Origin of the sequence: Thermomonas sp. XSG, assembly GCF_014678725.1 — a bacterium.
Taxonomy (GTDB): domain Bacteria; phylum Pseudomonadota; class Gammaproteobacteria; order Xanthomonadales; family Xanthomonadaceae; genus Thermomonas.
In genome coordinates, this window is the sequence record NZ_CP061497.1 from 1,346,884 (window position 1) to 1,367,371 (window position 20,488).

The window sequence follows — 20,488 nt, forward strand, 5'->3', positions numbered from 1 at the left end:
AGTGCGGTAGGCTGCGCCGCATCCGACCCGCACTGCGCCCAGAGTCTGCATGAAGATCGCCAGCTGGAACGTCAATTCCCTCAATGTGCGGCTGCCTCAGCTGCAGCAGTGGCTGGCGGAATTCTCGCCCGACGTGGTGGGGCTGCAGGAAACCAAGCTGGAGGACCACCGCTTCCCCGACGACGCCCTGCTGGAGGCCGGTTACCGCAGCGTGTTCCACGGCCAGAAGACCTACAACGGCGTGGCCATCCTGGCGCGCGACCGGAGCATCGCCGACGTGCAGGTCGCCATCCCGGGCTTCGACGATCCGCAGGCGCGGGCGATCGCGGCCACCGTGGGCGAGGTACGCATCGTCAATCTCTACGTGGTCAACGGCCAGGACGTGGGCACCGAGAAATACGCCTACAAGCTGCGCTGGCTGGAGGCCGTGCATGCCTGGCTGAGCGACGAGCTGCGCCGGTATCCGAAGCTGGTGGTGCTGGGCGATTTCAACATCGCCCCGGACGCGCGCGACGTGCACGACCCGGCGGTCTGGAACGACGACCACATCCTGACCTCCACCGCCGAGCGCGAAGCATTGCAGCGGTTGCTGGCGCTGGGGCTGTATGACGGCTTCCGCCTGCACAACGACGAGGGCGGCATCTTCAGCTGGTGGGACTACCGGCAGGCGGCGTTCCGCCGCAACCTCGGCCTGCGCATCGACCTGACCCTGGTTTCGGAGGGGCTGCGGGGCGCGGCGGTGGCATCCGGCATCGACCGCACGCCGCGCCAGTGGGAGCGCCCCAGCGACCACGCCCCGGCATTCGTCGTGCTGGACTGAGCGGCGTCGCCCGCGCGCCTGAAAAGGCGAAGGCCCGGGGTTACCGGGCCTTCGTGGGACCTCCCTGTCCTGACATCCATGTCAAGCCGTGTTTCAGCGCACGCGGCCGCGACGGAACAGGTTGACGATGGCGAGCAGGATGATCGCGCCGAGGAAGGCGGACACGTAGGCCATCACGCCGGCGCCACCGATCAGCGGGGCGATCAGCCAGCCGCCGAGCCACGAACCGACGATACCGACGACGACGTTGAGGATGATGCCCTGCTGGCCGTCGGTCTTCATGACCAGGCTGGCCAGCCAGCCGATGATGCCGCCGATGATCAACCAGATGATGAGATTCATTGCGTGCCTCCTGATGGAATTTGGGGCCCGGATGGGCTTGGCTTGCCTTGACCCGGCGCACGATGGCGGGGGGCGGCTGCAGTCTTCCCCAGCCCATGTGATGACCGCGTTCGCGTCGCCGTCCACTCGTTCAGCGATGCCCACGCGGCGTGAAGGCGGCACGCGCCGCGGCATACTGTGCACATGACCGTGGACACCAACGCCCTGCGCCCCGAGCTTGAAGCCGGGCTTGCGCAACTCTCGCTCGATCCCGCATTGGCGCCGCCGCTGCTGGATTACCTGGCGCTGCTGGCGCGCTGGAACGCCACCTACAACCTCACCGCGGTCCGCGACCCGCGCGAGATGCTGTCCAAGCACCTGCTGGATTCGCTGGCGATGCAGCCGTTCGTGCGCGACATCGCCACGCTCGCGGACCTCGGCACCGGCCCCGGGCTGCCCGGCATCCCGCTGGCCATCGCCACGCCGAACCTGCAGGTCACCCTGGTCGAAAGCAACGGCAAGAAGGCCCGGTTCCTGCGCGAGGCAGTGCGCCAGCTCAAGCTGGCCAACGTGCAGGTGGCGGAATCGCGGATCGAGGCATTCCGGCCAGGCACCACCTTCGATGCCATCACCGCGCGCGCACTGGCCACCCTGCCGCTGATCCTGGAGCTGGGTGGCCATCTGCCCGGGGCCGACGGCAGGCTGCTGGCAATGAAGGGCGTGCTGCCCGAAGACGAGATCGCTGCGCTGCCGGCCGGCTGGCGGGTCGCCGCGATCCATCCGCTGCGCGTGCCGGGGCTTTCCGCCGAACGCCATCTGCTGGAAATCGTCCGTACCCGGGCATAAGGCATAATCCTCTGTCGCCTGCCTGCCCCGGCGCAGGCCCAGCCTCGGGAACACACGCCGCATGGCCCGCATCATCGCCATTGCCAACCAGAAGGGCGGGGTCGGCAAGACCACGACCGCCGTCAACCTCGCCGCCGCGCTGGCGCGGACGCCCAAGCGCGTGCTGCTGGTGGACCTGGATCCGCAGGGCAACGCCACCATGGGCAGCGGGGTCGACAAGCGCGAGCTCGGCGCCTCGGTGACCGACGTCCTGCTGGGCGAGGCGCTGCCGGCGGATGCGGTGGTGGGCTGCGCCGACGGCTACGACCTGCTGCCCGGCAACATCGACCTGACCGCCGCCGAGATCCAGCTGATGGACGCGGCCAACCGCGAAGGGCGGCTGAAAGCGGCACTGGAAACCCTGCGCGGCCGCTACGACTTCGTGCTGATCGACTGCCCGCCCTCCCTGTCGGTGCTCACCCTCAACGCGCTCACCGCGGCGGATTCCGTGCTGGTGCCGATGCAGTGCGAGTACTACGCGCTGGAAGGCCTGTCGGCGCTGATCGACACCATCGAAGGCCTGAAGGGCCGGTTCAACCCGCAGCTCGAGATCGAAGGCGTGCTGCGCACCATGTTCGACGTGCGCAACAACCTCGCCAACGCGGTGTCGGCCGAGCTCACCAACCATTTCGGCGACCTCGTGTTCCGCACCATCGTGCCGCGCAACGTTCGCCTCGCCGAAGCGCCCAGCCACGGCCAGAGCATCCTCGGCTACGACAAGGCCAGCCGCGGCAGCGTGGCCTACCTTGGCCTTGCCGGCGAAGTCCTGCGCCGCCAGCGCGAGCGCAGCCAGAAACAGAAGGAGACCGCCGCATGACTGCTGGCAAGGAGGCCGCAAAGGGCGGTGCCAAGAAGCGCGGCCTGGGCCGCGGACTGGAAGCGCTGCTCGGCCCCAAGGCCGCGGCGGAGGCACCGGCGCTGCAGGCGATGCCGGGCGACGTGCTGCGCACGCTGCCGGTGGATGCGATGGTCTCGGGCAAGTACCAGCCGCGCCGCACCATGGACGACGCCAAGCTGGAGGAATTGGCCGCGTCGATCCGCGCGCAGGGCGTGATCCAGCCGATCGTGGTGCGCGAGCGCCTCGGCGCCGACGGCAAGGGCGGCCGCACCTACGAGATCATCGCCGGCGAGCGCCGCTGGCGTGCGTCGCAGCGCGCAGGCCTCGCCGAAGTGCCGGTGGTGGTGCGCGAAGTCGACGACCGCACCGTGGTGGCGATGGCGCTGATCGAGAACATCCAGCGCGAGGACCTCAACCCGCTGGAGGAAGCGCAGGCGCTGCAGCGCCTCATCGACGAATTCGACCTGACCCACGCCGCCGCAGCCGAGGCGGTGGGCCGCTCGCGCGCCGCGGTGTCCAACCTGCTGCGGCTGCTGGAGCTGCCGGAAGCCGTGCGCGTGCTGGTGCAGACCGGCGCGATTGAAATGGGCCACGCGCGCGCGCTGCTGCCGCTGGCCGAACCGATGGCGGTGGCACTGGCGAAACAGGCGGCCGAGGAAGGCTGGTCGGTGCGCCAGGTCGAACACCGCGTCCAGCAGATCGCCGCCGGCAAGGTGCCGGTGGAGCCCCGGAAGTCCACACCCAAGGCGAAGCCGCCGCAGGCCGACATCGCCGCGCTGGAGCGCGAGCTGTCGGAGACGCTGGGCAGCAGGGTCAACGTGCTCAACGGCCGTGGCAACAAGGGCAAGCTGGTGATCCACTACGCCAACCTCGACGCGCTGGACGGCGTGCTGGAGCGGCTGCGCAACCGGTCGTGAGGACACAGCGCGCATGAGCGGATCGCCGCAACTCTCCGTCGTCGTCCCGGTCCATAACGAGGAAGACAACGTCGCCCCGCTGGTCGGCGAGATCCTCGCCGCGCTGCGCGGCCGTATCGACTTCGAGATCGTGTACGTCGACGACGCCTCCCGCGACGCCACCCTGGCGCGCCTGCGCGAGCTGCAGGCGGCGACGCCGGAACTGCGGGTGGTCCGCCACCTGTCCAACGCCGGCCAGAGCACCGCGGTGCGCAACGGGGTGAAGGCCGCGCGCGCGCCGTGGATCGCCACCCTCGACGGCGACGGCCAGAACGATCCGGCCGACATCCCCGACCTGCTGGCCAAGCGCGATGCCTCGACACCGGAGGTGAAGCTGTTCGCCGGCTGGCGGGTCAACCGTCAGGACAGCGGCAGCAAGCGCTGGGCGTCGAAATTCGCCAACGCGATCCGCAGCCGCATGCTGCGCGACGCCACCCCGGATACCGGCTGCGGCATCAAGCTGTTCGCGCGCGAGGCCTTCCTCGACCTGCCCTACTTCGACCATATGCACCGCTACCTGCCGGCGCTGATGCAGCGCGCCGGCTGGCAGACCGTCAGCGTGCCGGTGAACCACCGCCACCGCACCGCCGGCGTGTCCAAGTACAACAACCTCGGCCGCGCCATCGTCGGCATCAAGGACCTGTTCGGCGTGTCCTGGCTGATCCAGCGCAGCCGACGCACCGGCACCGAGGAACTGCCGCGGTGATCGCGATGCTGGCGGCGCCGCCGGTCGGCTTCATGGACACGCCGCTGGCGGCGCTTGCGTGGACCGGCATCCACATGAGTCCTTGGAAGCTGATCGGACTGGTCGGCGCACTGATGTTCGGCGGCCGCTGGCTGGTGCAGTTCATCGCCAGCAAGCGCCACGGCAAGCCGGTGATCCCGCGGCTGTTCTGGTACATGAGCATCCTCGGCAGCCTGATGACGCTGAGCTATTTCGTGTTCGGCAAGAACGACGCCGTGGGCATCCTGCAGAACCTGTTCCCGAGCTTCACCGCCTGCTACAGCCTGTACCTGGACATCCGCCACCGCGGCTGGAAGCGCGACCGCGCCGGCCATTGAGCCGCGTGCCGCCGGTGCTACGATCCCGGCACCCCGCCACCGCCGGTTCCCGCCCCGTGAAGTCCCTCGTCCGCGCCAGCCTGCTGGCCCTGTGCCTGTCGCCCGCCCTCGCCCTTGCACAGACGCCGCCAGCCGCGCCGGCCGTCACCCAGTCGGCCAATGCCGCCGATGCCGCGTTCCGCGCGGTCTACCAAGACGAATGGAAATGGCGGATGCAGCTGGCCGGGGCGTGGACCGAGGACAGCGATGAAACCGGCCGCAAGCCCTCGCGCACCCTGCCCGACGTCAGCCCGAAGGCGCTGCAGAAGGAACTGGCCCATCTCGACGGCGTGCTGCGCCAGCTCGATGGCATCGACGTGGCCGCGCTGTCGCCGGGCGAGCAGGTGAACTACGCGATCTACCGCCCGCAGATCGAACACAAGGCGGCGGAGATCCGCCTGCGCGATCACGAGATGCCGTTCAATTCCGACAGCTCGTTCTGGTCCAACCTCGACTTCATGGCCCGCGCCAACCTGCGCAGCGCCGACGACTACCGCGCCTATGCGGCGCGCCTGCGCGACGTGCCGCGCTACTTCGACCAGCAGATCGCCAACATGCGCGCGGGGCTGGCGCGCGGCTTCTCGGTGCCGCGCGCCGTGCTGCCCGGTCGCGACCTTTCGATCGCGATGACCGCGGAGCTGAAAGACCCGGAAGCCGCGTCGCTGTGGGCGCCCTACAAGTCCATGCCGGCCGGCATCCCCGCCGCCGAGCAGGACGCACTGCGCGCCGAAGGCCGCGCCGCGATCCGCGATGCAGTGATTCCCGCGTTCGCCAAGCTGCTGGGGTTCTTCCGCAGCGAGTACATGCCGAACGCGCGCGCCACGCTGGCGGCGGAAGCGATGCCGAACGGTGAAGCCTGGTACCGCGAGCAGATCCGCAAGTACACCACCCTGGACCTGACCCCGGACCAGATCCACGCCATCGGCCTGCGGGAAGTGGCCGGCATCCGCGCGGAGATGGAGGCGATCATCGAGGGGCTGGGCTTCGCTGGACAGTCGAAGGCAACCCGCTTCAACGATTTCCTGACCTTCCTGCGGACCGACCCGCAGTTCTACGCCAAGACCCCGCAGGAGCTGCTCAACCACGCCGCCTGGATCAGCAAGCGCGTGGACGGGCAGATTGGCAGGATCATCGGCACCCTGCCGCGCGGCCGCTTCACCATCGTGCCGGTGCCGCCGGCGATCGCGCCGTTCTGGACCGCCGGCCGCGGCGGTGCGGGCACCTACTGGGTGAACACCTACGACCTGCCCAGCCGCCCGCTGTACAACCTGCCGGCGCTGACCCTGCACGAATCCGCCCCCGGCCATGCGCTGCAGGGCTCGCTGGTGCAGGAACAGGGCCAAGTGCCCGGCTTCCGCCGGGAGTACATCAGCGCCTATGGCGAAGGCTGGGGCCTGTACAGCGAGTGGCTGGGCAAGGAAATGGGCATCTACGAGACGCCCTACGACGATTTCGGCCGGCTGACCTACGCGATGTGGCGCGCCTGCCGGCTGGTCATCGACACCGGCGTCCACCACAAGGGCTGGACCCGCGAACAGGCGCTGGCCTACCTGCGCGACAACACCGCGCTGTCCGAGCACGAGGTGACCACCGAGGTCGACCGCTACATCAGCTGGCCGGGCCAGGCGCTGAGCTACAAGCTGGGCGAGTTGACCATCATGCGCCTGCGCCGCGACGCGGAAGCCGCGCTGGGGCCGAAGTTCGACGTGCGCGCCTTCCACGATGCCATCCTGTCGCAGGGCTCGGTGCCCCTGCCGGTGCTGGACGCGCAGATCCGCGCGTGGGTGGCCTCGGTCCAGGCCGCCGCGCCCTGATCCACGCGGTTCACCGCCCCCCCGCGACGCCAAGTGTTTGCACGCAAAGGGAAAAGCCCGCATAATGCGCGGCTCGCTGCTTCCTGCAGCGCTTCCCGTCGTGGATTCCACGCCGGGGCCGCCGTCACCCGGGCTACGGGCGACAACCACACACCATCGAGGTGCACAGTGTCCAAAGTCTGCCAAGTCACCGGCAAGCGCACGATCTCCGGCAACAATGTTTCGCATTCGAACCGGAAGACCCGTCGTCGCTTCATGCCCAACCTCCACGAGCGTCGCTTCTGGGTCGCTTCGGAGAACCGCTGGGTCAAGCTCCGCATTTCCAATGCCGCGCTGCGCACCATCGACAAGAACGGCATCGATGCCGTCCTGGCCGACCTGCGCAAGCAGGGCGAGAAGGTCTGAGGAGGACTGAATCATGGCTACCAAGCGCGATAAAATCCGTCTGATTTCCTCGGCCGGCACCGGTCATTTCTACACGACCGACAAGAACAAGAAGAACACCCCGAACAAGATGGAGGTCAGCAAGTACGACCCCGTCGTTCGCAAGCACGTGATGTACAAGGAAGGCAAGATCAAGTAAGTCGCGGCGCATTGCGCGCCTGCCTTGCCCTTCCGGAGAACCCGCCCCACGGCGGGTTTTCTTTTGCCTGCGGCTCAGCCGCCGGCCGGCGCCACCCGCGCATCGTCGACGCCATCGAAGGTGAAGACGTCACCGGCGGCATTGACCAGCACCAGTCGCGGCCTGTCGCCGGGTTCGAAGCGCATCGCCAGCCGTCCCTGCAGCCGCTTCGCCACCTCGCCATCCAGCCGGCCCAGCGCCGGGTCCGCGCAGGGCGTCATCGCCGCACTGAACGGCTCCACCGACAGGCTGTCCGCGGTCGGCGCATGGCGCGCGCTCATCACGTTGCAGGCATTGCCCACGCTGACCAGCGAGGCATTGAAGTCCAGCTGCAGCGGCAGCTCCGGGCGCACGAACAGCGCGTCGATGCGGCTGCCGCCCACGTCGACCGCGCTGGCCAGACGCCAGTGGTGGCGGGTCAGGGCCAGCACCGCGCGCAACGCGCCGGGAGGCGCCGGCGCTGCCTGCTGCAATTCCGGCGATGGCTCAGCGCGCGCAGGCGGAACCGCCTGCGCTTCCTGCCCCGACGGCGCGGGCACCGCGGCCGGCGCCACGGCTGGCTGGCACCCGGCCAGCAGCGCCACGCCCAGCACGATCAACGGCAGTTGATGCATGTCCATCCTCCCCAGGCCGCGCCCGTCACTGGCCTGCCGGCAACCACAGCAGCAGCGCCACCCCCAGCACCAGACGATAGATGGCGAAGGAAGTGAAACGGTGACCCTGGATGTAGCGCAACAGCCACTTCACCGCCACGAACGCGGTCACCGCCGAGGCGACGAAGGCCACTCCCAGCGCATTCCAATCGACGTTGGCGAAGCCGCCGCCGCTCCACACCGACAACAGCTCGTAGCCGGTGGCGGCGAACATGGTGGGAATGCCGACCAGGAACGCGAATTCGGTGGCGGCCGCGCGGCTGGTGGTACCGGCCAGCAGGGCCACGAAGATGGTGGCGGCGCTGCGCGACGTGCCGGGAAACACCCCCGCCAGCACCTGTGCCACGCCCACCAGTACAGCCGTGCGCCAGGCGATCTCGGTGCGCTCGCCCTCGCGCGCCGCGCGCCGTGCCGCCCACTGCTCCGCCAGCAACATCCACAGCGCACCGATGATCAACGCCCAGGCGATGGGCTGCACGGTGGCCGGCAGATGGAACGGGGTCCATTGCTGGCCGAACAGCGCGCCGATGCGGTCGGCCTTCTTGAGCGCCAGTCCCAGCACCGCCGTCACCAGGAACGCGCCCGCCAGCTTGAAGGCATAGTCCCGCGATTGCGCCGGAGTCGTGGGCACGCCCAGCGGGTCGTAGTCGGCCGGGGCATCACGGCCGGCGAATGCGATCAGCATGCCCCAGAGCCGCTTCCAGTAGATCAGCACCACCGCCAGGATCGCACCGGCCTGGATCGCGATGTTGAACAGGTCGCTGCGGGGTCCGAGCCAGTGCTGGGCAATCAGCAGATGGCCGGTGCTGGAAATCGGCAGGAATTCGGTGATGCCTTCGATGATGCCCAGCAGCAGGGCGGCAAGCAGTTCATGCATGGGGGAGCAGAGGCCGGGCAAGGCGTGCGCGGGCGCACGGGCAGTCGCGCAGCATACCTGATAGACAATTTGCGCAATATTTGTGCATTTGCCGTTTAAAAAGCACCATTCTTGTGCGCTCACTCCCGCACACAAAGAGCGGAGCTAATAGAATCAACGGGTTGCGACCGCTCCACCATTGGCACGCCGCATGCTTAATGGTGACTGTCGGCACCCTCGTGCCCCATTCCCAGCCCCGGAGCCAGCCATGTCCCTCGAACACGTCGAAAAGCTCATCAAGGACCACAAGGTCGAATTCGTCGACCTGCGCTTCGCCGACATGCGCGGCGTGCAGCACCACGTGACCTTCCCCAAGTCCATCGTCGACGCCAGCCTGTTCGAGGACGGCAAGATGTTCGACGGCAGCTCGATCAACGGCTGGCGCGGCATCCAGAACTCCGACATGGTGCTGCTGCCCGATCCGTCCACCGCGTTCCTGGATCCGTTCACCGCCGATCCGACCCTGGTGCTGACCTGCGACATCCTGGACCCCACCACCATGCAGGCCTACACCCGCGATCCGCGCGGCGTGGCCAAGCGCGCCGAGGCCTTCCTGAAGGCCAGCGGCATCGCCGAGCAGGGCTTCTTCGGGCCGGAGCCCGAGTTCTTCATCTTCGACTCGGTGCGCTTCGGCAACGAGATGGGCCACACCTTCTTCCACGTCGATTCGGAAGAGGCGCACTGGAACTCCAGCCGCGACTACGACGGCCGCAACAGCGGCTATCGCCCGATGGTGAAGGGCGGCTACTTCCCGGTGGCGCCGCTGGATTCGCTGCACGACCTGCGCGCCGAGATGTGCAAGACGCTGGAGTCGGTCGGCATCGAGACCGAGGTGCACCACCACGAGGTGGCGAACGCGGGCCAGTGCGAGATCGGCACCAAGTTCAACTCGCTGACCAAGAAGGCCGACGACCTGTTGACGATGAAGTACATCATCAAGAACGTCGCCCACCGCAACGGCAAGACCGCCACCTTCATGCCCAAGCCCATCGTCGGCGACAACGGCAGCGGTATGCACGTGCACATGTCGCTGGCGAAGGACGGCAAGAACCTGTTCTCCGGCGACGGCTACGGCGGCCTGTCGCAGATGGCGCTGTGGTACATCGGCGGCATCTTCAAGCACGCCCGCGCCATCAACGCCTTCTCCAATTCCACGACCAACAGCTACAAGCGCCTGGTGCCGGGCTTCGAGGCGCCGGTGATGCTGGCGTACTCGGCATCCAACCGCTCCGCGTCGTGCCGCATCCCGTACGTGGCCAACCCGAAGGCGCGCCGCATCGAGATGCGCTTCCCGGATCCGATGAACAGTGGCTACCTGACCTTCGCCGCGCTGCTGATGGCCGGCCTGGACGGCATCCGCAACCAGATCGACCCGGGCGCGCCCAGCGACAAGGACCTGTACGACCTGCCGCCGGAAGAAGAGAAGGGCATCCCGACCGTCTGCCATTCGCTGGACCAAGCGCTGGATGCGCTGGACAAGGACCGCGAGTTCCTAAAGGCCGGCGGCGTGTTCACCGACGACTTCATCGACGCCTACATCGGCCTGAAGATGAAGGAAGTCACCGCGTTCCGCGCGGCGACGCATCCCTTGGAATACCAGATGTACTACACGATCTGACGCAGGTCGGAGCGGAGCAGGCTGATCCTCGCTTCGCTCCCCTCCCCGGCGAGGATCGGAGGGCCGGGAGGGCGTGCCGACGGGTGCGTCCCTCCCGGGCCTTTCGGATGGGGCGGGAGCGGAGCGAGCCCTGCGCGGCGGGGCCGCGCAACACGGAGACCAGGAGGAGCATCGCGATCATCGATCGCGGCAGGCAGGACACGATGCGTCCCTGCGCTGCACGAGCACGAAAGCAATGACCGGGGAGGGCTGCCGCTTATGAGGAGCCTGCGTCATGTCGTCTCAGCACCGTTCCATCCGTTGCATCCGCGGCGCCGCGATGGCGCTCGCACTGGCGGGACTTCCCGCCGCCGCGCTAGCCGGCAAGACCAGCGGCAACGTGGCCGTCACCAGCGACTATCTTTTCCGGGGCGTCAGCCAGACCCAACGCAAGCCCGCGCTGCAGGCCGGGATCACCTGGACGGCCGACAACGGCGCCTACGCGGGCGCCTGGGGCAGCAGCATCAGCTGGCTGTCGGACAGCGATCCGGCGGTGTCCAGCCAAGTCGAACTGGACGGTTACGCCGGGTTCGCCGGCACGTTCGGCGATAGCGGCGTCGGCTACGACGTCGGCGCCAACTACTACTGGTATCCAGGCCGCTATCCCGCCGGATTCAACAGCGCCGACACGCTCGAGCTCTACGCCGGGCTGAGCTACGGGATCCTCAGCGCGAAGTACTACCACGCCACCACCGACCTGTTCGGCGTGCCGGGTTCGCGCGGCAGCGGCGACCTCGACGTGGCCGCCAACTGGGAACTCACGCCGGGCTGGACGCTCAACGCCGGCCTGGGCAAGCAGTGGGTCCGCCACCACGGCGACCTCGACTACGGCTACTGGAAGCTGGGCGCCACGAAGGCCTTCGGCAACGGCGTCAGTCTGGCCGCGTCCTGGAACGACACCGACCTCCACGGCCTGGACGACACCTTCCTGGTGTCGATCTCCAAGGCGTTCTGACCATGCAACGGGGAACCCCATGAAACTGATCACCGCCATCATCCGCCCGTTCAAGCTCGACGACGTGCGCGAAGCCCTGGGCGACGCCGGCGTGTCCGGCCTGACCGTCTCCGAGGTCAAGGGCTTCGGCCGCCAGAAGGGCCATACCGAGCTTTACCGCGGCGCCGAATACCAGGTCGATTTCCTGCCCAAGCTGAAGATCGAGGTCGCGGTCACCGACGCGCTGTTCGACGCCGCCCTCGACGCGATCTCCCGTTCCGCCGGCACCGGCAAGGTCGGCGACGGCAAGATTTTCGTGATCGAACTCGATCGCGTGGTGCGCATCCGCACCGGCGAACTCGACGCCGATGCCCTCTGACCACCCCACGGAGAACCCGATGAAAACCGTTTCCGCTTCCGGGTGGAGAGCCCGGCTGTCCGCAATGCTCGCGCTCGCCACCACCCTCGCCCTGGCCGCCGCGCCGGCACTCGCACAGGACGCAGCCCCGCCTGTGGTCGACAAGGGCGACGTGGCCTGGATGCTCGTCTCCACCCTGCTGGTGCTGATGATGGTGGTGCCCGGCCTGGCGCTGTTCTACGGCGGCATGGTGCGCGCCAAGAACGTGCTGTCGGTGCTGATCCAGGTCGCCGTGGTGTTCTCGCTGCTGGTGGTGCTGTGGGTCTGCTACGGCTACAGCCTGGCGTTCTCCGGCGAGGGCGCCTGGATCGGCGACTTCGGCAAGCTGTTCCTGAGGGGTGTCACCCCGGCATCGCTGGCCGCCACCTTCAGCGAAGGCGTGGCCCTGCCGGAATACGTGTTCGCCGCCTTCCAGGCGACCTTCGCCGGGATCACCGGGGCGCTGGTGGTGGGCGCTTTCGCCGAGCGCGTGAAGTTCGGCGCGGTGCTGCTGTTCTCGGTGATCTGGTTCAGCCTCGGCTACCTGCCGCTCGCGCACATGGTGTGGGCCAGCGGCGGCTTCCTGTTCGAGAAGGGCGCACTGGACTTCGCCGGCGGCACCGTGGTCCACATCAACGCCGGCGTGGCCGGGCTGGTGGGTGCGTGGTTCGTCGGCAAGCGCCTGGGGTACGGACAGGCGGCGATCAAGCCGCACAACCTCGTCCTGACCTACGCCGGCGCTGCGCTGCTGTGGGTGGGCTGGTTCGGCTTCAACGCCGGCTCCAACCTGGAGGCGAACGCGGGCGCGGGGCTGGCCTTCCTCAACACCCTGTTGGCGCCGGCGGCTGCGGTGCTCGGCTGGGCGCTGGTGGAGAAGCTGGCGAAGGGCAAGGCCTCGGCGCTGGGCGTGGCCTCGGGCATGGTCGCCGGGCTGGTGGCGATCACCCCGGCCTGCGGGACGGTGGGGCCGTTCGGCGCGATCGCACTGGGTCTCATCGCCGGCATGGCCTGCGTGTGGGGCGTGACCGGACTGAAGCGGCTGCTGGATGCCGACGACAGCCTCGACGTGTTCGGCGTGCACGGGCTGGGCGGGATCATCGGGGCCCTGCTGACCGGCGTGTTCTCCGCCGACAGTCTGGGCGGCACCCGGTCGGTGGCGGCGGGTTACGACATCCTTGCCCAGACCGGCGTGCAGGCCCTTGGCGTGGTGGTCACCCTGGGCTGGATCGGCGTGGTATCAGCGCTGGCCTTCTGGATCGCGGGCCTTGCCTGCGGCGGCCTGCGGGTGGACGAGGAGGCCGAGCGCGAAGGCCTGGACGTCGCCTCGCACGGCGAAGCCGCCTACCCCGGCTGAAACCGGGCAGGCCGTGGCCGCTCAGCCGGCCACGGCCTGCCGATCGCGCACGAACTCGACGAAGGCGTCCCCCGGCAGCGCCGGCGACCAGTGGAAGCCCTGCGCGGATTCGCAACCGAATGCGTGCAGGCGCTCCAGGGTCTGACTGTCCTCCACGCCCTCGGCAATGGTCTGCAGGTCCAGGCAGTGCGCCATTTCGATGATCGCGCGCACCAGTCCCTCGTCATGGGCGTTGATGCACATCCGGCGCACGAACGACTGGTCGATCTTCAGCCGGTGCACCGAGAAGCGGCGCAGGTAGCCGAGGTTGGAATAGCCGGTGCCGAAGTCGTCGATGGCGATCTGCACCCCCTGCGCGCCCAGCCGCTGCAGCACGTCGCCGATGTTGCGCGCGTCGGCCACCAGCAGCGACTCGGTCAATTCCAGCTCCAGCGCGGTGGCCGGCAGGCCGCTGGCCAACAGCGCCTGCGCGACTTCGCGCTCGATGTCGTCGCGGCGGAACTGCAGCGGCGACACGTTCACCGCCACCCGCAGCTCGCCCAGGCCATCGCTGCGCCAGGCCTGGGCGTCACGGCAGGCCTGCCGCAGCACCCAGGTGCCAAGTTCGTTGATCAGGCCGCTGCGTTCGGCGATCGGGATGAACTTGCCGGGCGGGATCCAGCCCAGCTCCGGGTGATGCCAGCGCAGCAGCGCCTCGGCGCCGAGGATGCGCCCGCTGTGCAGGTCGAACTGCGGCTGGTAGTGCAGCTGCAGCTCACCCGATGCCAGCGCCGAGCGCAGGCCCGAGGCGATATGCAGGTGCTCGGTGACGCTCTCGTTCATGCTGGCGTCGAAAAAGCAGAACGTGTTGCGGCCGGCATCCTTGGCCTGGTACATGGCGGTGTCGGCGTTCTTCAGCAGCAGGTCGGCGCTGTCGCCGTCGCGCGGCGCCACCGCGATCCCGAGCGAAGCGGTGGCCAGCACCTCCACGCCCTCGACGGTGAACGCGCGGCCCAGCAGATGGGTCACCTTCGCCACCACCGCCACGATCGCGTCCTCGTCCTGCAGGTCGCCGAGCAGGATCAGGAACTCGTCGCCGGACACCCGCGCCACCGTGTCGGTCTCGCGCACGCAGGCGCGCAGCTTGTCGGCGACCTGGCAGAGCAGGTCGTCGCCGGCGGCGTGGCCCAGCGAATCGTTGATGGTCTTGAAGTTGTCGAGGTCGAGGAACATCACCGCGACCATGCCGCCGCTGCGCCGCGCCTGCTGCAGCAGGAAGCCCAGCCGTTCGCTCGCCAGCGAACGGTTGGGCAGGCCGGTCAGGCTGTCGCGCTGCGCCAGCACCTCGATCCGCGCGTGCGATGCCTCCAGCGCGCGTTTTTCCGCTTCCAGCTGGCGCATCGCCAGCATCAGGTCACTGGTGAGCAGCCACGCGAACAGACCGGTGACCAGCACGATCAGGCCGATGACGAACGGCCGCCGCCAGTCCAGCGGCATCACCGGCGCGCTATGGAACACCCCGGCCTGGTGCAGGAAGAACAACAGCGCCACCACAGCCAGCATGCCGCACACCAAGCCCCAGAACATGCGCCTGAAGCCGAACAGCCCGGCAAACAGCAGCAGCGCCGGGAACGCCATTGGCGCCTCGTCGTACAGGCCCTGGTTGTTGACCATGAGGACGCACAGCCCCAGCAGCAGCGTGGCCACCGTCAGCCCGACCGCATGCATTGTCCGGGCGCGCTGGTTCCAGTGCATCGCCAGCGCCAGCGACAAGACAATCACCATCTCCAGTCCGGCACTGCGGTAGCGCCCGAAAACAAGGTTCATCACGATCAGCAGGCCAAACACCGCCATGAGCACCCACAGCAGCTGCTGCAGGCGTCGCTGCCGCAGCCACGCGAGGCCCGCGGCATGCGACATGTCCATGGATGCGGGCAATGACTGGGGCATGCTGCCGGATGCACTTTGCGATTAGTGGCGACAGGCTAGCAGCCCCTCCGGGCCCAAGCACGGGCTAAGATCCGGGCATGCGCCGATTCCTGCTCTTGCTCCCGGCCTGCCTGCTGGCCGCTTCCTGCGCGCACGTCGAGGCGCCTTCCCGCAACCCGCTGGCCGAATGGGTGCCATCGCCCAACCTCGACCAGCGCCGGCCGGTGGTGATCGTCATCCACGCCACCGAGCAGGCTTCCGCACAGCAGAGCCTGGACACCCTGCGCACCGCCAACCGCCACGGACCGGTCAGTTCGCACTACCTCATCGGCGACGACGGCCGGCTCTATCAGCTGGTGGCCGACAGCGAGCGCGCCTGGCACGCCGGCGGCGGCCGCTGGGGCACGCTGACCGACCTCAATTCCACGTCGATCGGGATCGAGATCGACAACGAGGTGGGCGAACCGTTCACCGAAGCGCAGGTGGCCACCCTGCTGCGACTGCTGGACGATCTCACCAGCCGGCTGTCGATCCCGAAGACGCAGGTGATCGCCCATGCCGACCTCGCCCCCACGCGCAAACGCGACCCCGGCGCGCTGTTCCCGTGGCAGCGCCTGGCCGACGCCGGTTACGGGCTGTGGCCGCAGGGTGAACTGGTCGATCCGCCTGCCGGCTTCGACCCGTGGCTGGCGATGGCGGCGATCGGCTACCCGCTGGAGGACCGTGCCGCCGCGGTGCGCGCCTTCCACCGCCACTACCGCGGCCGAGACGACGGCGACGATCCGGCGGCGGCATTCGATGCGCAGGACCTGCGCATCCTGTACGCACTGTCCGCGCTCCGACTGGGGCAGTGATCAGCCCCGGGGGCGCAGCAGCGGATAGGGATTGAGCGCGACGCCCTCCCACCAGCGCCGCTCGGGACCCAGCGCGAACACGGCGAAATGCAGGTGGGGAGCCTGCGGATTCGCGTTGCCGGTGCTGCCGACGTAACCGATCACCTGCCCGCGCCGCAGCAGCTGCCGTTCGGCGATCCCGGGCGCATAGCCCTGCAGGTGCGCGTAATAGTAGGCATGCGTGCGCTCCGGGTTGAACTGGTACAGCGTCGTGCCGCCACGGCGGCTTTCGAACAGTTTTTCCACGGTGCCGTCGGCCACCGCGATCACCGGAGTTCCGGCCGGCGCCATGATGTCGATGGCGTCGTGCATGCCGCCGCTGCCGCGCGCATCGGTGAAGGTGTCGTGCAGCTGCTCCGCGCTGACGCCCTGCACGGGCACCAGCAGGCCGTCGGCAGGCCCCGACGTTGACGCCTCGCCCGGCGACGCCAGCGGGACGGTGGTCGCTGCCCGCGGCGGATCGATCGCAGCACTGGCAGGCGTGGAGGCCACCTCTGCCACGGGGCCAGGCCCGGCCACGGGCGGCGGCGGCGCTTCCCGGCGACAGGCGACGCCGATGCTCCCGAGCGCGAACGCGAGGAACATCAGTGCCCGCAGCTGCCGGCGGGTGCGACGCGCGGCGCGCACGGCGTTCATTCGCGGAAGTGGACCGGGGTGCCGACCGCCACCGCGCTCGCCACGGCCTGCGCGGCGAAGTTGGTCAGCCGCACGCAGCCGCTGGACTGTTCGCGGCTGATGTCGGCGGGCTCCGGTGTACCGTGGATGCCGTAGTGCTTCTTGTCGATCCCCATCCACACCAGCCCCACCGGCCCGTTGGGGCCTGGCGGCAACATGGCGGGCTTGGCACCCTTGGGCTGGTTGACGAGCAGGTCCGGGTCATAGCGGTAGTCGGGGTCGCGCACCACCGTGGTGATCTTCCAGTCGCCGATCGGCAATGGAAAACGGCTTGAACCGGTCGAAGCCGGGAACTGCGCGTATACCCGGTCGTCGGCGTCCAGCAGCTGCAGCACACCGTCCGACTTGTCCACGACCAGGCTCGCCGCCTTCGGCAGCTGTTCGGCCGGGCGGGTGTACGGAACCACCAGCCTGGTGCCGGCCACCATCTCCGCTTCCGGGTTGAGCGCGCGGATCAGCGCCGGCTTGCTGTTGAAACGCTCACCCAGCATTTCGCCGATGTCCTCATAGACCAGCCGCGCCATCTTCGCCTTGTCTGCCGGTTGTTCGGGCGTGGGCGCGTACGGACCGGCGACGTCCCCGGCGGTCAGCGTGTACTCGACCAGCACCGGGGCCGCGTCCTTGTTGAGCAGCGCCCAGGTCGCGGCATCCAGCTTGCCGGAGGGCTCGATCCCATGCGCCTTCTGGAAACCGCGCACCGCCTTGGCCAGGTTCCTGCCCGCCAGGGCGTCGATCTCGCCGCTGGAGTAATGCGCACGCAGCAACAACACCTGTGCGCGCAGCACGCCGGACTTGCCGGTGAGGATCGCCGGATCGTTGGCATCCTGGCCGGCGGCGGCCACCGGCGCTGGCGGGCTGGCGGGCTCGGCGGCCTGCGCCGCGTCCGGACCGGTGCCCCAGGCCCGGACGGGCTGCGGACCCAGCACCGGCGCCGCCTCGACCAGCGGGACGGCCGCGACAGCGGCGTTCGCAGGAACCGCCGCCGGTGGGGATACAGGCGCTGCGGCGGCGGCTTGCACAGCGGGGGGTGCTGTACCCTCCTTGGCCTCGCGCGCCGCCTCCTCGGCGGTTGACTGTGCGCTGCAGGCCGACAGCACAGCCAGCAGCACCGGGGTGACAGGACGCAACAGGTGCATGGGACTCTCCGGACGGAACCTGTACCGATCGTGCAGGCAGCCGGTTGGCGGACATGTGAAGCCGGCCCAATTGCACTAAATTAGTGCAATGCCCGTGCATGACCCCGCCGATCCCGTGCTCGACGCCCTGTCCACGCCGCTGCTGCAGCTGGATGCGCGGGGCGCGGTGACGTTCGCCAATGCGGCAACCGCCCGCTGGTTGGGGGTCAGCCGGCGCCGGCTGATCGGCCTGCATGCCGCCGCGCTGGAACGCGAGGGCAACCAGCTGGCCACCCGGTTGGCCCGGCCGCAGGACGCGCCAGCACGGCTGCGCCGGGTCGGGCTGGCCCTGCCGGGCAGCGACACCCTGCGCTTCGCCGACCTGTGGCTGACCCCGGCCGACGACGGCCTGTGGCTGGAGGCGCATCCGGTCGACGAATTCCCCGGCGATGATCCCGCGCAACTGCTGCCGTCGGCGCTGGCCGCCTCGCTGAAAGGCCTCGCGCACGAGCTGCGCAACCCGCTGCTGGGCATCAAGGGCGCGGCGCAGCTGCTGGCCCGGCGGGTGGATGCCGACGCACGCGAACTCACCGGCATCATCGAAAGCGAGGTGCAGCGGCTGGCCGCGCTGGTGGACGGCCTGCTCAACCCGGCCCCGCCGCAGGCGTTCACCGAGGTCAACATCCACGCCGTGCTGGAGCGCGTGCTGCGGCTGGCTGAAAGCGACGCCGGCTGGGCGGTGCAGCTGCAACGCGACTACGATCCGTCGCTGCCGGAATTCGCCGGCGACGCCGACCGCCTCTCGCAGGCGATCTGGAACCTGGTGCGCAACGCCATCGAGGCCGGGGCCGGCACGGTCACCCTGCGCACGCGCGTCGAGCACGGCGCGCGCCTGGGCGAAGCGCTGCTGCCACTCGCGCTGCGGCTGGAGGTGGTCGACGACGGCCGCGGGGTGCCCCCGGAACTGGCCGAACACCTGCTGCTGCCGCTGGTCAGCGGCCGCGCCGATGGCACCGGGCTGGGGCTGGCATTGGCCCAGCAGGTGGCGCGCGAACACCGCGGCGCGCTGACCTGGCGTTCGCGCCCCGGCCATACCGTGTTCACCCTGCTGCTGCCGCTGGCGGCCGAACCGGAGCAGACCGATGGCTGATGCGGCGCAGGTCTGGGTCGTCGACGACGATCGCTCGGTCCGCTTCGTGCTGGCCGCGGCGCTGGGCGAGGCGGGGTTCCGGGTCACCGCCTTCGCCGATGCCGCCGAAGTGCTGGATGCGCTGGCCAGTGGGCGCGTGCCGGACCTGCTGCTGACCGACGTGCGCATGCCCGGCGACAGCGGGCTGACCCTGCTCGACAAGCTCAAGGCCAGCCACCCGCGCCTGCCGGTGATCGTGATGTCGGCGCATACCGATGTCGCCAGCACCGCCGGCGCATTCCGCGGGGGCGCGCAGGAATTCCTGTCCAAGCCCTTCGACATGGACGAAGCGGTGGCGCTGGTGCGGCGCGCGCTGCCGGAACAGGCGATCGAGCGCGCCGCCCTGCCGCCTGCGGCGGTCCCCGAACCGACGCAGGCGCTGGTCGGTCAGGCACCCGCCATGCGCGCGCTGTTCCGCGCCATCGGCAGGCTGGCGCAGGTGCCGCTGTCGGTCCTGATCACCGGCGAAACCGGCACCGGCAAGGAGCTGGTGGCGCGCGCGCTGCATCGCGAATCGCCGCGCGCAGCGCGCCCGTTCGTGGCGCTGAACACCGCCGCGATCCCGGCCGAACTGCTGGAATCGGAGCTGTTCGGCCATGAGGCAGGCGCGTTCACCGGCGCTTCCAGGCGCCACATCGGCCGCTTCGAGCAGGCCGACGGCGGCACCCTGTTCCTCGACGAGATCGGCGACATGCCGGCGGCGCTGCAGACGCGGCTGCTGCGGGTGCTGGCCGAGGGTGAGTTCTTCCGGGTCGGCGGCCGCGAGCTGATCCGCGTCGACGTGCGCGTGATCGCCGCCACCCACCAGCCGCTGGAAACGCTGGTGGAACAGGGCCGCTTCCGTGCCGACCTGCTGCACCGTCTCGACGTGGTGCGGCTGCAACTGCCGCCGCTGCGCCAGCGCCGCGAGGACATCCCGCAATTGGCCGCGCGCTTCCTCGCACACGCCGCGCGCAAGCTGCAGCTGCCACCGAAGAAGCTGTCCGCAGCGGCGCTGGAACGGCTACGCACGCACGCCTGGCCTGGCAACGTGCGCGAGCTGGAGAACGTGTGCTGGCGGCTGGCCGCGCTGGCCCCCGGCGAAACCATCGGCGCGGCCGACCTGGCGCTGGCACTGCCCGCCAGTGGCGGCACCGCGGCAGCGCCGGCGGACTGGACCCTGCTGCTGGCCGACTGGGCACGCGCACAGCTGGATGCCGGCACGCCAGCGCTGCACGCGCAGGCGCGCGACCTGCTGGACCGCACCCTGCTGGACACCGCGCTGGAGCGCTGCAACGGCCACCGCAGCGACGCCGCCGCCCTGCTGGGGCTGTCGCGCAACACCGTCACCCGCAAGCTGGGCCCGTCCCGCAAGCGGCGATGACGCCCGACCGGCTTCCTGCAATATCTTCATCGCGCCTGAAGCCGCCTCCCGACACAGTAATCCCCTCCCGCAACCGG

Annotated in this window: 22 protein-coding genes; 16 read left to right on the plus strand and 6 right to left on the minus strand. The window is 69.3% G+C overall.

Annotation, left to right across the window (positions count from 1 at the left end; all coding sequences use genetic code 11):
• Positions 1–49 precede the first annotated feature (49 nt).
• Positions 50–820, plus strand: coding sequence for an exodeoxyribonuclease III (gene xth / locus ICG51_RS06375; protein WP_190282146.1), 771 nt, complete (start codon positions 50–52; stop codon positions 818–820).
• 93 nt (positions 821–913) lie between these two features.
• On the opposite strand, the gene ICG51_RS06380 is transcribed toward xth, so the two are convergent.
• Positions 914–1,162 (minus strand): GlsB/YeaQ/YmgE family stress response membrane protein, encoded by a 249-nt coding sequence (locus ICG51_RS06380; protein WP_190282147.1) that lies wholly within the window; start codon positions 1,160–1,162, stop codon positions 914–916.
• A 183-nt stretch (positions 1,163–1,345) separates the two neighbouring features.
• On the opposite strand from ICG51_RS06380, the gene rsmG reads away from it, so the two are divergent.
• The 8 genes from rsmG (at position 1,346) to rpmG (ending at position 7,318) form a co-directional block, all read left to right on the plus strand.
• Positions 1,346–1,987 (plus strand): 16S rRNA (guanine(527)-N(7))-methyltransferase RsmG, encoded by a 642-nt coding sequence (gene rsmG / locus ICG51_RS06385; RefSeq protein WP_190282148.1) that lies wholly within the window; start codon positions 1,346–1,348, stop codon positions 1,985–1,987.
• Between the two features lie 61 nt (positions 1,988–2,048).
• Positions 2,049–2,843, plus strand: coding sequence for a ParA family protein (locus ICG51_RS06390; RefSeq protein ID WP_190282149.1), 795 nt, complete (start codon positions 2,049–2,051; stop codon positions 2,841–2,843).
• Complete coding sequence (locus tag ICG51_RS06395; RefSeq protein WP_190282150.1) at positions 2,840–3,781, plus strand: ParB/RepB/Spo0J family partition protein; 942 nt, start codon at positions 2,840–2,842, stop codon at positions 3,779–3,781. The genes ICG51_RS06390 and ICG51_RS06395 overlap by 4 nt, the downstream gene beginning before the upstream one ends.
• Before the next feature lie 13 nt (positions 3,782–3,794).
• Positions 3,795–4,526, plus strand: coding sequence for a glycosyltransferase family 2 protein (locus ICG51_RS06400; protein ID WP_190282151.1), 732 nt, complete (start codon positions 3,795–3,797; stop codon positions 4,524–4,526).
• Positions 4,527–4,558: 32 nt separating this feature from the next.
• On the plus strand, positions 4,559–4,882 hold the full coding sequence (locus ICG51_RS06405; protein WP_138347763.1) for a lipid-A-disaccharide synthase N-terminal domain-containing protein: 324 nt from the start codon (positions 4,559–4,561) through the stop codon (positions 4,880–4,882).
• Between the two features lie 80 nt (positions 4,883–4,962).
• Complete coding sequence (locus tag ICG51_RS06410; protein WP_223809569.1) at positions 4,963–6,735, plus strand: DUF885 family protein; 1,773 nt, start codon at positions 4,963–4,965, stop codon at positions 6,733–6,735.
• A gap of 168 nt (positions 6,736–6,903) precedes the next feature.
• The gene (gene rpmB / locus ICG51_RS06415; RefSeq protein WP_138346623.1) at positions 6,904–7,140 is read left to right on the plus strand and encodes a 50S ribosomal protein L28; all 237 of its coding nucleotides are present in this window, start codon (positions 6,904–6,906) and stop codon (positions 7,138–7,140) included.
• A gap of 13 nt (positions 7,141–7,153) precedes the next feature.
• The gene (gene rpmG / locus ICG51_RS06420) at positions 7,154–7,318 is read left to right on the plus strand and encodes a 50S ribosomal protein L33 (RefSeq protein ID WP_028840080.1); all 165 of its coding nucleotides are present in this window, start codon (positions 7,154–7,156) and stop codon (positions 7,316–7,318) included.
• A 74-nt stretch (positions 7,319–7,392) separates the two neighbouring features.
• Here rpmG and ICG51_RS06425 read toward each other — a convergent pair whose 3' ends face one another.
• Both ICG51_RS06425 and ICG51_RS06430 read right to left on the minus strand, forming a co-directional pair.
• Positions 7,393–7,971 (minus strand): META domain-containing protein, encoded by a 579-nt coding sequence (locus ICG51_RS06425; protein WP_190282153.1) that lies wholly within the window; start codon positions 7,969–7,971, stop codon positions 7,393–7,395.
• Positions 7,972–7,996: 25 nt separating this feature from the next.
• Positions 7,997–8,887, minus strand: a complete 891-nt coding sequence (locus tag ICG51_RS06430; RefSeq protein ID WP_190282154.1) for an undecaprenyl-diphosphate phosphatase — start codon at positions 8,885–8,887, stop codon at positions 7,997–7,999.
• Between the two features lie 247 nt (positions 8,888–9,134).
• Between ICG51_RS06430 and glnA the strand changes: the two genes are divergently transcribed.
• The 4 genes from glnA to ICG51_RS06450 all read left to right on the plus strand — a co-directional run bounded on the left by glnA (position 9,135) and on the right by ICG51_RS06450 (position 13,268).
• The gene (glnA, locus tag ICG51_RS06435) at positions 9,135–10,544 is read left to right on the plus strand and encodes a type I glutamate--ammonia ligase (protein WP_190282155.1); all 1,410 of its coding nucleotides are present in this window, start codon (positions 9,135–9,137) and stop codon (positions 10,542–10,544) included.
• Between the two features lie 274 nt (positions 10,545–10,818).
• Positions 10,819–11,538: a TorF family putative porin gene (locus ICG51_RS06440; protein ID WP_190282156.1), complete on the plus strand. Its 720-nt coding sequence runs from the start codon at positions 10,819–10,821 to the stop codon at positions 11,536–11,538.
• A gap of 19 nt (positions 11,539–11,557) precedes the next feature.
• Entirely contained in the window at positions 11,558–11,896 is a 339-nt protein-coding gene (locus tag ICG51_RS06445; protein ID WP_190282157.1) for a P-II family nitrogen regulator, read from the plus strand.
• Positions 11,897–11,915: 19 nt separating this feature from the next.
• Positions 11,916–13,268, plus strand: a complete 1,353-nt coding sequence (locus ICG51_RS06450) for an ammonium transporter (protein WP_190282158.1) — start codon at positions 11,916–11,918, stop codon at positions 13,266–13,268.
• Positions 13,269–13,289: 21 nt separating this feature from the next.
• On the opposite strand, the gene ICG51_RS06455 is transcribed toward ICG51_RS06450, so the two are convergent.
• On the minus strand, positions 13,290–15,167 hold the full coding sequence (locus tag ICG51_RS06455; protein WP_190282159.1) for an EAL domain-containing protein: 1,878 nt from the start codon (positions 15,165–15,167) through the stop codon (positions 13,290–13,292).
• Positions 15,168–15,274: 107 nt separating this feature from the next.
• On the opposite strand from ICG51_RS06455, the gene ICG51_RS06460 reads away from it, so the two are divergent.
• Positions 15,275–16,030, plus strand: a complete 756-nt coding sequence (locus ICG51_RS06460) for an N-acetylmuramoyl-L-alanine amidase (RefSeq protein ID WP_190282160.1) — start codon at positions 15,275–15,277, stop codon at positions 16,028–16,030.
• On the opposite strand, the gene ICG51_RS06465 is transcribed toward ICG51_RS06460, so the two are convergent.
• Together ICG51_RS06465 and ICG51_RS06470 are read right to left on the minus strand one after the other, a co-directional pair.
• Positions 16,031–16,705 carry a M23 family metallopeptidase gene (locus tag ICG51_RS06465; RefSeq protein ID WP_190282161.1) on the minus strand — a complete coding sequence of 225 codons (675 nt, stop codon included), beginning with the start codon at positions 16,703–16,705 and terminating at the stop codon, positions 16,031–16,033.
• Positions 16,702–17,880 carry a L,D-transpeptidase gene (locus ICG51_RS06470; protein ID WP_190282162.1) on the minus strand — a complete coding sequence of 393 codons (1,179 nt, stop codon included), beginning with the start codon at positions 17,878–17,880 and terminating at the stop codon, positions 16,702–16,704. The genes ICG51_RS06465 and ICG51_RS06470 overlap by 4 nt, the downstream gene beginning before the upstream one ends.
• A gap of 94 nt (positions 17,881–17,974) precedes the next feature.
• Between ICG51_RS06470 and ICG51_RS06475 the strand changes: the two genes are divergently transcribed.
• The gene (locus ICG51_RS06475) at positions 17,975–19,009 is read left to right on the plus strand and encodes an ATP-binding protein (RefSeq protein WP_190282391.1); all 1,035 of its coding nucleotides are present in this window, start codon (positions 17,975–17,977) and stop codon (positions 19,007–19,009) included.
• Positions 19,002–20,411 (plus strand): nitrogen regulation protein NR(I), encoded by a 1,410-nt coding sequence (gene ntrC, locus ICG51_RS06480; protein WP_190282163.1) that lies wholly within the window; start codon positions 19,002–19,004, stop codon positions 20,409–20,411. Before ICG51_RS06475 ends, ntrC begins: the two co-directional genes overlap by 8 nt.
• Positions 20,412–20,488: the final 77 nt, after the last annotated feature.

What these genes read in the sequence shown, in the direction of transcription:
- xth (WP_190282146.1), top strand. Translation starts at nt 50, where the DNA reads ATGAAGATCGCCAGCTGGAACGTCAATTCCCTCAATGTGCGGCTGCCT.
- ICG51_RS06380 (WP_190282147.1), bottom strand. Translation starts at nt 1,162, where the DNA reads ATGAATCTCATCATCTGGTTGATCATCGGCGGCATCATCGGCTGGCTG.
- rsmG (WP_190282148.1), top strand. Translation starts at nt 1,346, where the DNA reads ATGACCGTGGACACCAACGCCCTGCGCCCCGAGCTTGAAGCCGGGCTT.
- ICG51_RS06390 (WP_190282149.1), top strand. Translation starts at nt 2,049, where the DNA reads ATGGCCCGCATCATCGCCATTGCCAACCAGAAGGGCGGGGTCGGCAAG.
- ICG51_RS06395 (WP_190282150.1), top strand. Translation starts at nt 2,840, where the DNA reads ATGACTGCTGGCAAGGAGGCCGCAAAGGGCGGTGCCAAGAAGCGCGGC.
- ICG51_RS06400 (WP_190282151.1), top strand. Translation starts at nt 3,795, where the DNA reads ATGAGCGGATCGCCGCAACTCTCCGTCGTCGTCCCGGTCCATAACGAG.
- ICG51_RS06405 (WP_138347763.1), top strand. Translation starts at nt 4,559, where the DNA reads ATGGACACGCCGCTGGCGGCGCTTGCGTGGACCGGCATCCACATGAGT.
- rpmG (WP_028840080.1), top strand. Translation starts at nt 7,154, where the DNA reads ATGGCTACCAAGCGCGATAAAATCCGTCTGATTTCCTCGGCCGGCACC.
- ICG51_RS06425 (WP_190282153.1), bottom strand. Translation starts at nt 7,971, where the DNA reads ATGCATCAACTGCCGTTGATCGTGCTGGGCGTGGCGCTGCTGGCCGGG.
- ICG51_RS06430 (WP_190282154.1), bottom strand. Translation starts at nt 8,887, where the DNA reads ATGCATGAACTGCTTGCCGCCCTGCTGCTGGGCATCATCGAAGGCATC.
- glnA (WP_190282155.1), top strand. Translation starts at nt 9,135, where the DNA reads ATGTCCCTCGAACACGTCGAAAAGCTCATCAAGGACCACAAGGTCGAA.
- ICG51_RS06440 (WP_190282156.1), top strand. Translation starts at nt 10,819, where the DNA reads ATGTCGTCTCAGCACCGTTCCATCCGTTGCATCCGCGGCGCCGCGATG.
- ICG51_RS06445 (WP_190282157.1), top strand. Translation starts at nt 11,558, where the DNA reads ATGAAACTGATCACCGCCATCATCCGCCCGTTCAAGCTCGACGACGTG.
- ICG51_RS06450 (WP_190282158.1), top strand. Translation starts at nt 11,916, where the DNA reads ATGAAAACCGTTTCCGCTTCCGGGTGGAGAGCCCGGCTGTCCGCAATG.
- ICG51_RS06455 (WP_190282159.1), bottom strand. Translation starts at nt 15,167, where the DNA reads ATGTCGCATGCCGCGGGCCTCGCGTGGCTGCGGCAGCGACGCCTGCAG.
- ICG51_RS06460 (WP_190282160.1), top strand. Translation starts at nt 15,275, where the DNA reads ATGCGCCGATTCCTGCTCTTGCTCCCGGCCTGCCTGCTGGCCGCTTCC.
- ICG51_RS06465 (WP_190282161.1), bottom strand. Translation starts at nt 16,705, where the DNA reads ATGAACGCCGTGCGCGCCGCGCGTCGCACCCGCCGGCAGCTGCGGGCA.
- ICG51_RS06470 (WP_190282162.1), bottom strand. Translation starts at nt 17,880, where the DNA reads ATGCACCTGTTGCGTCCTGTCACCCCGGTGCTGCTGGCTGTGCTGTCG.
- ntrC (WP_190282163.1), top strand. Translation starts at nt 19,002, where the DNA reads ATGGCTGATGCGGCGCAGGTCTGGGTCGTCGACGACGATCGCTCGGTC.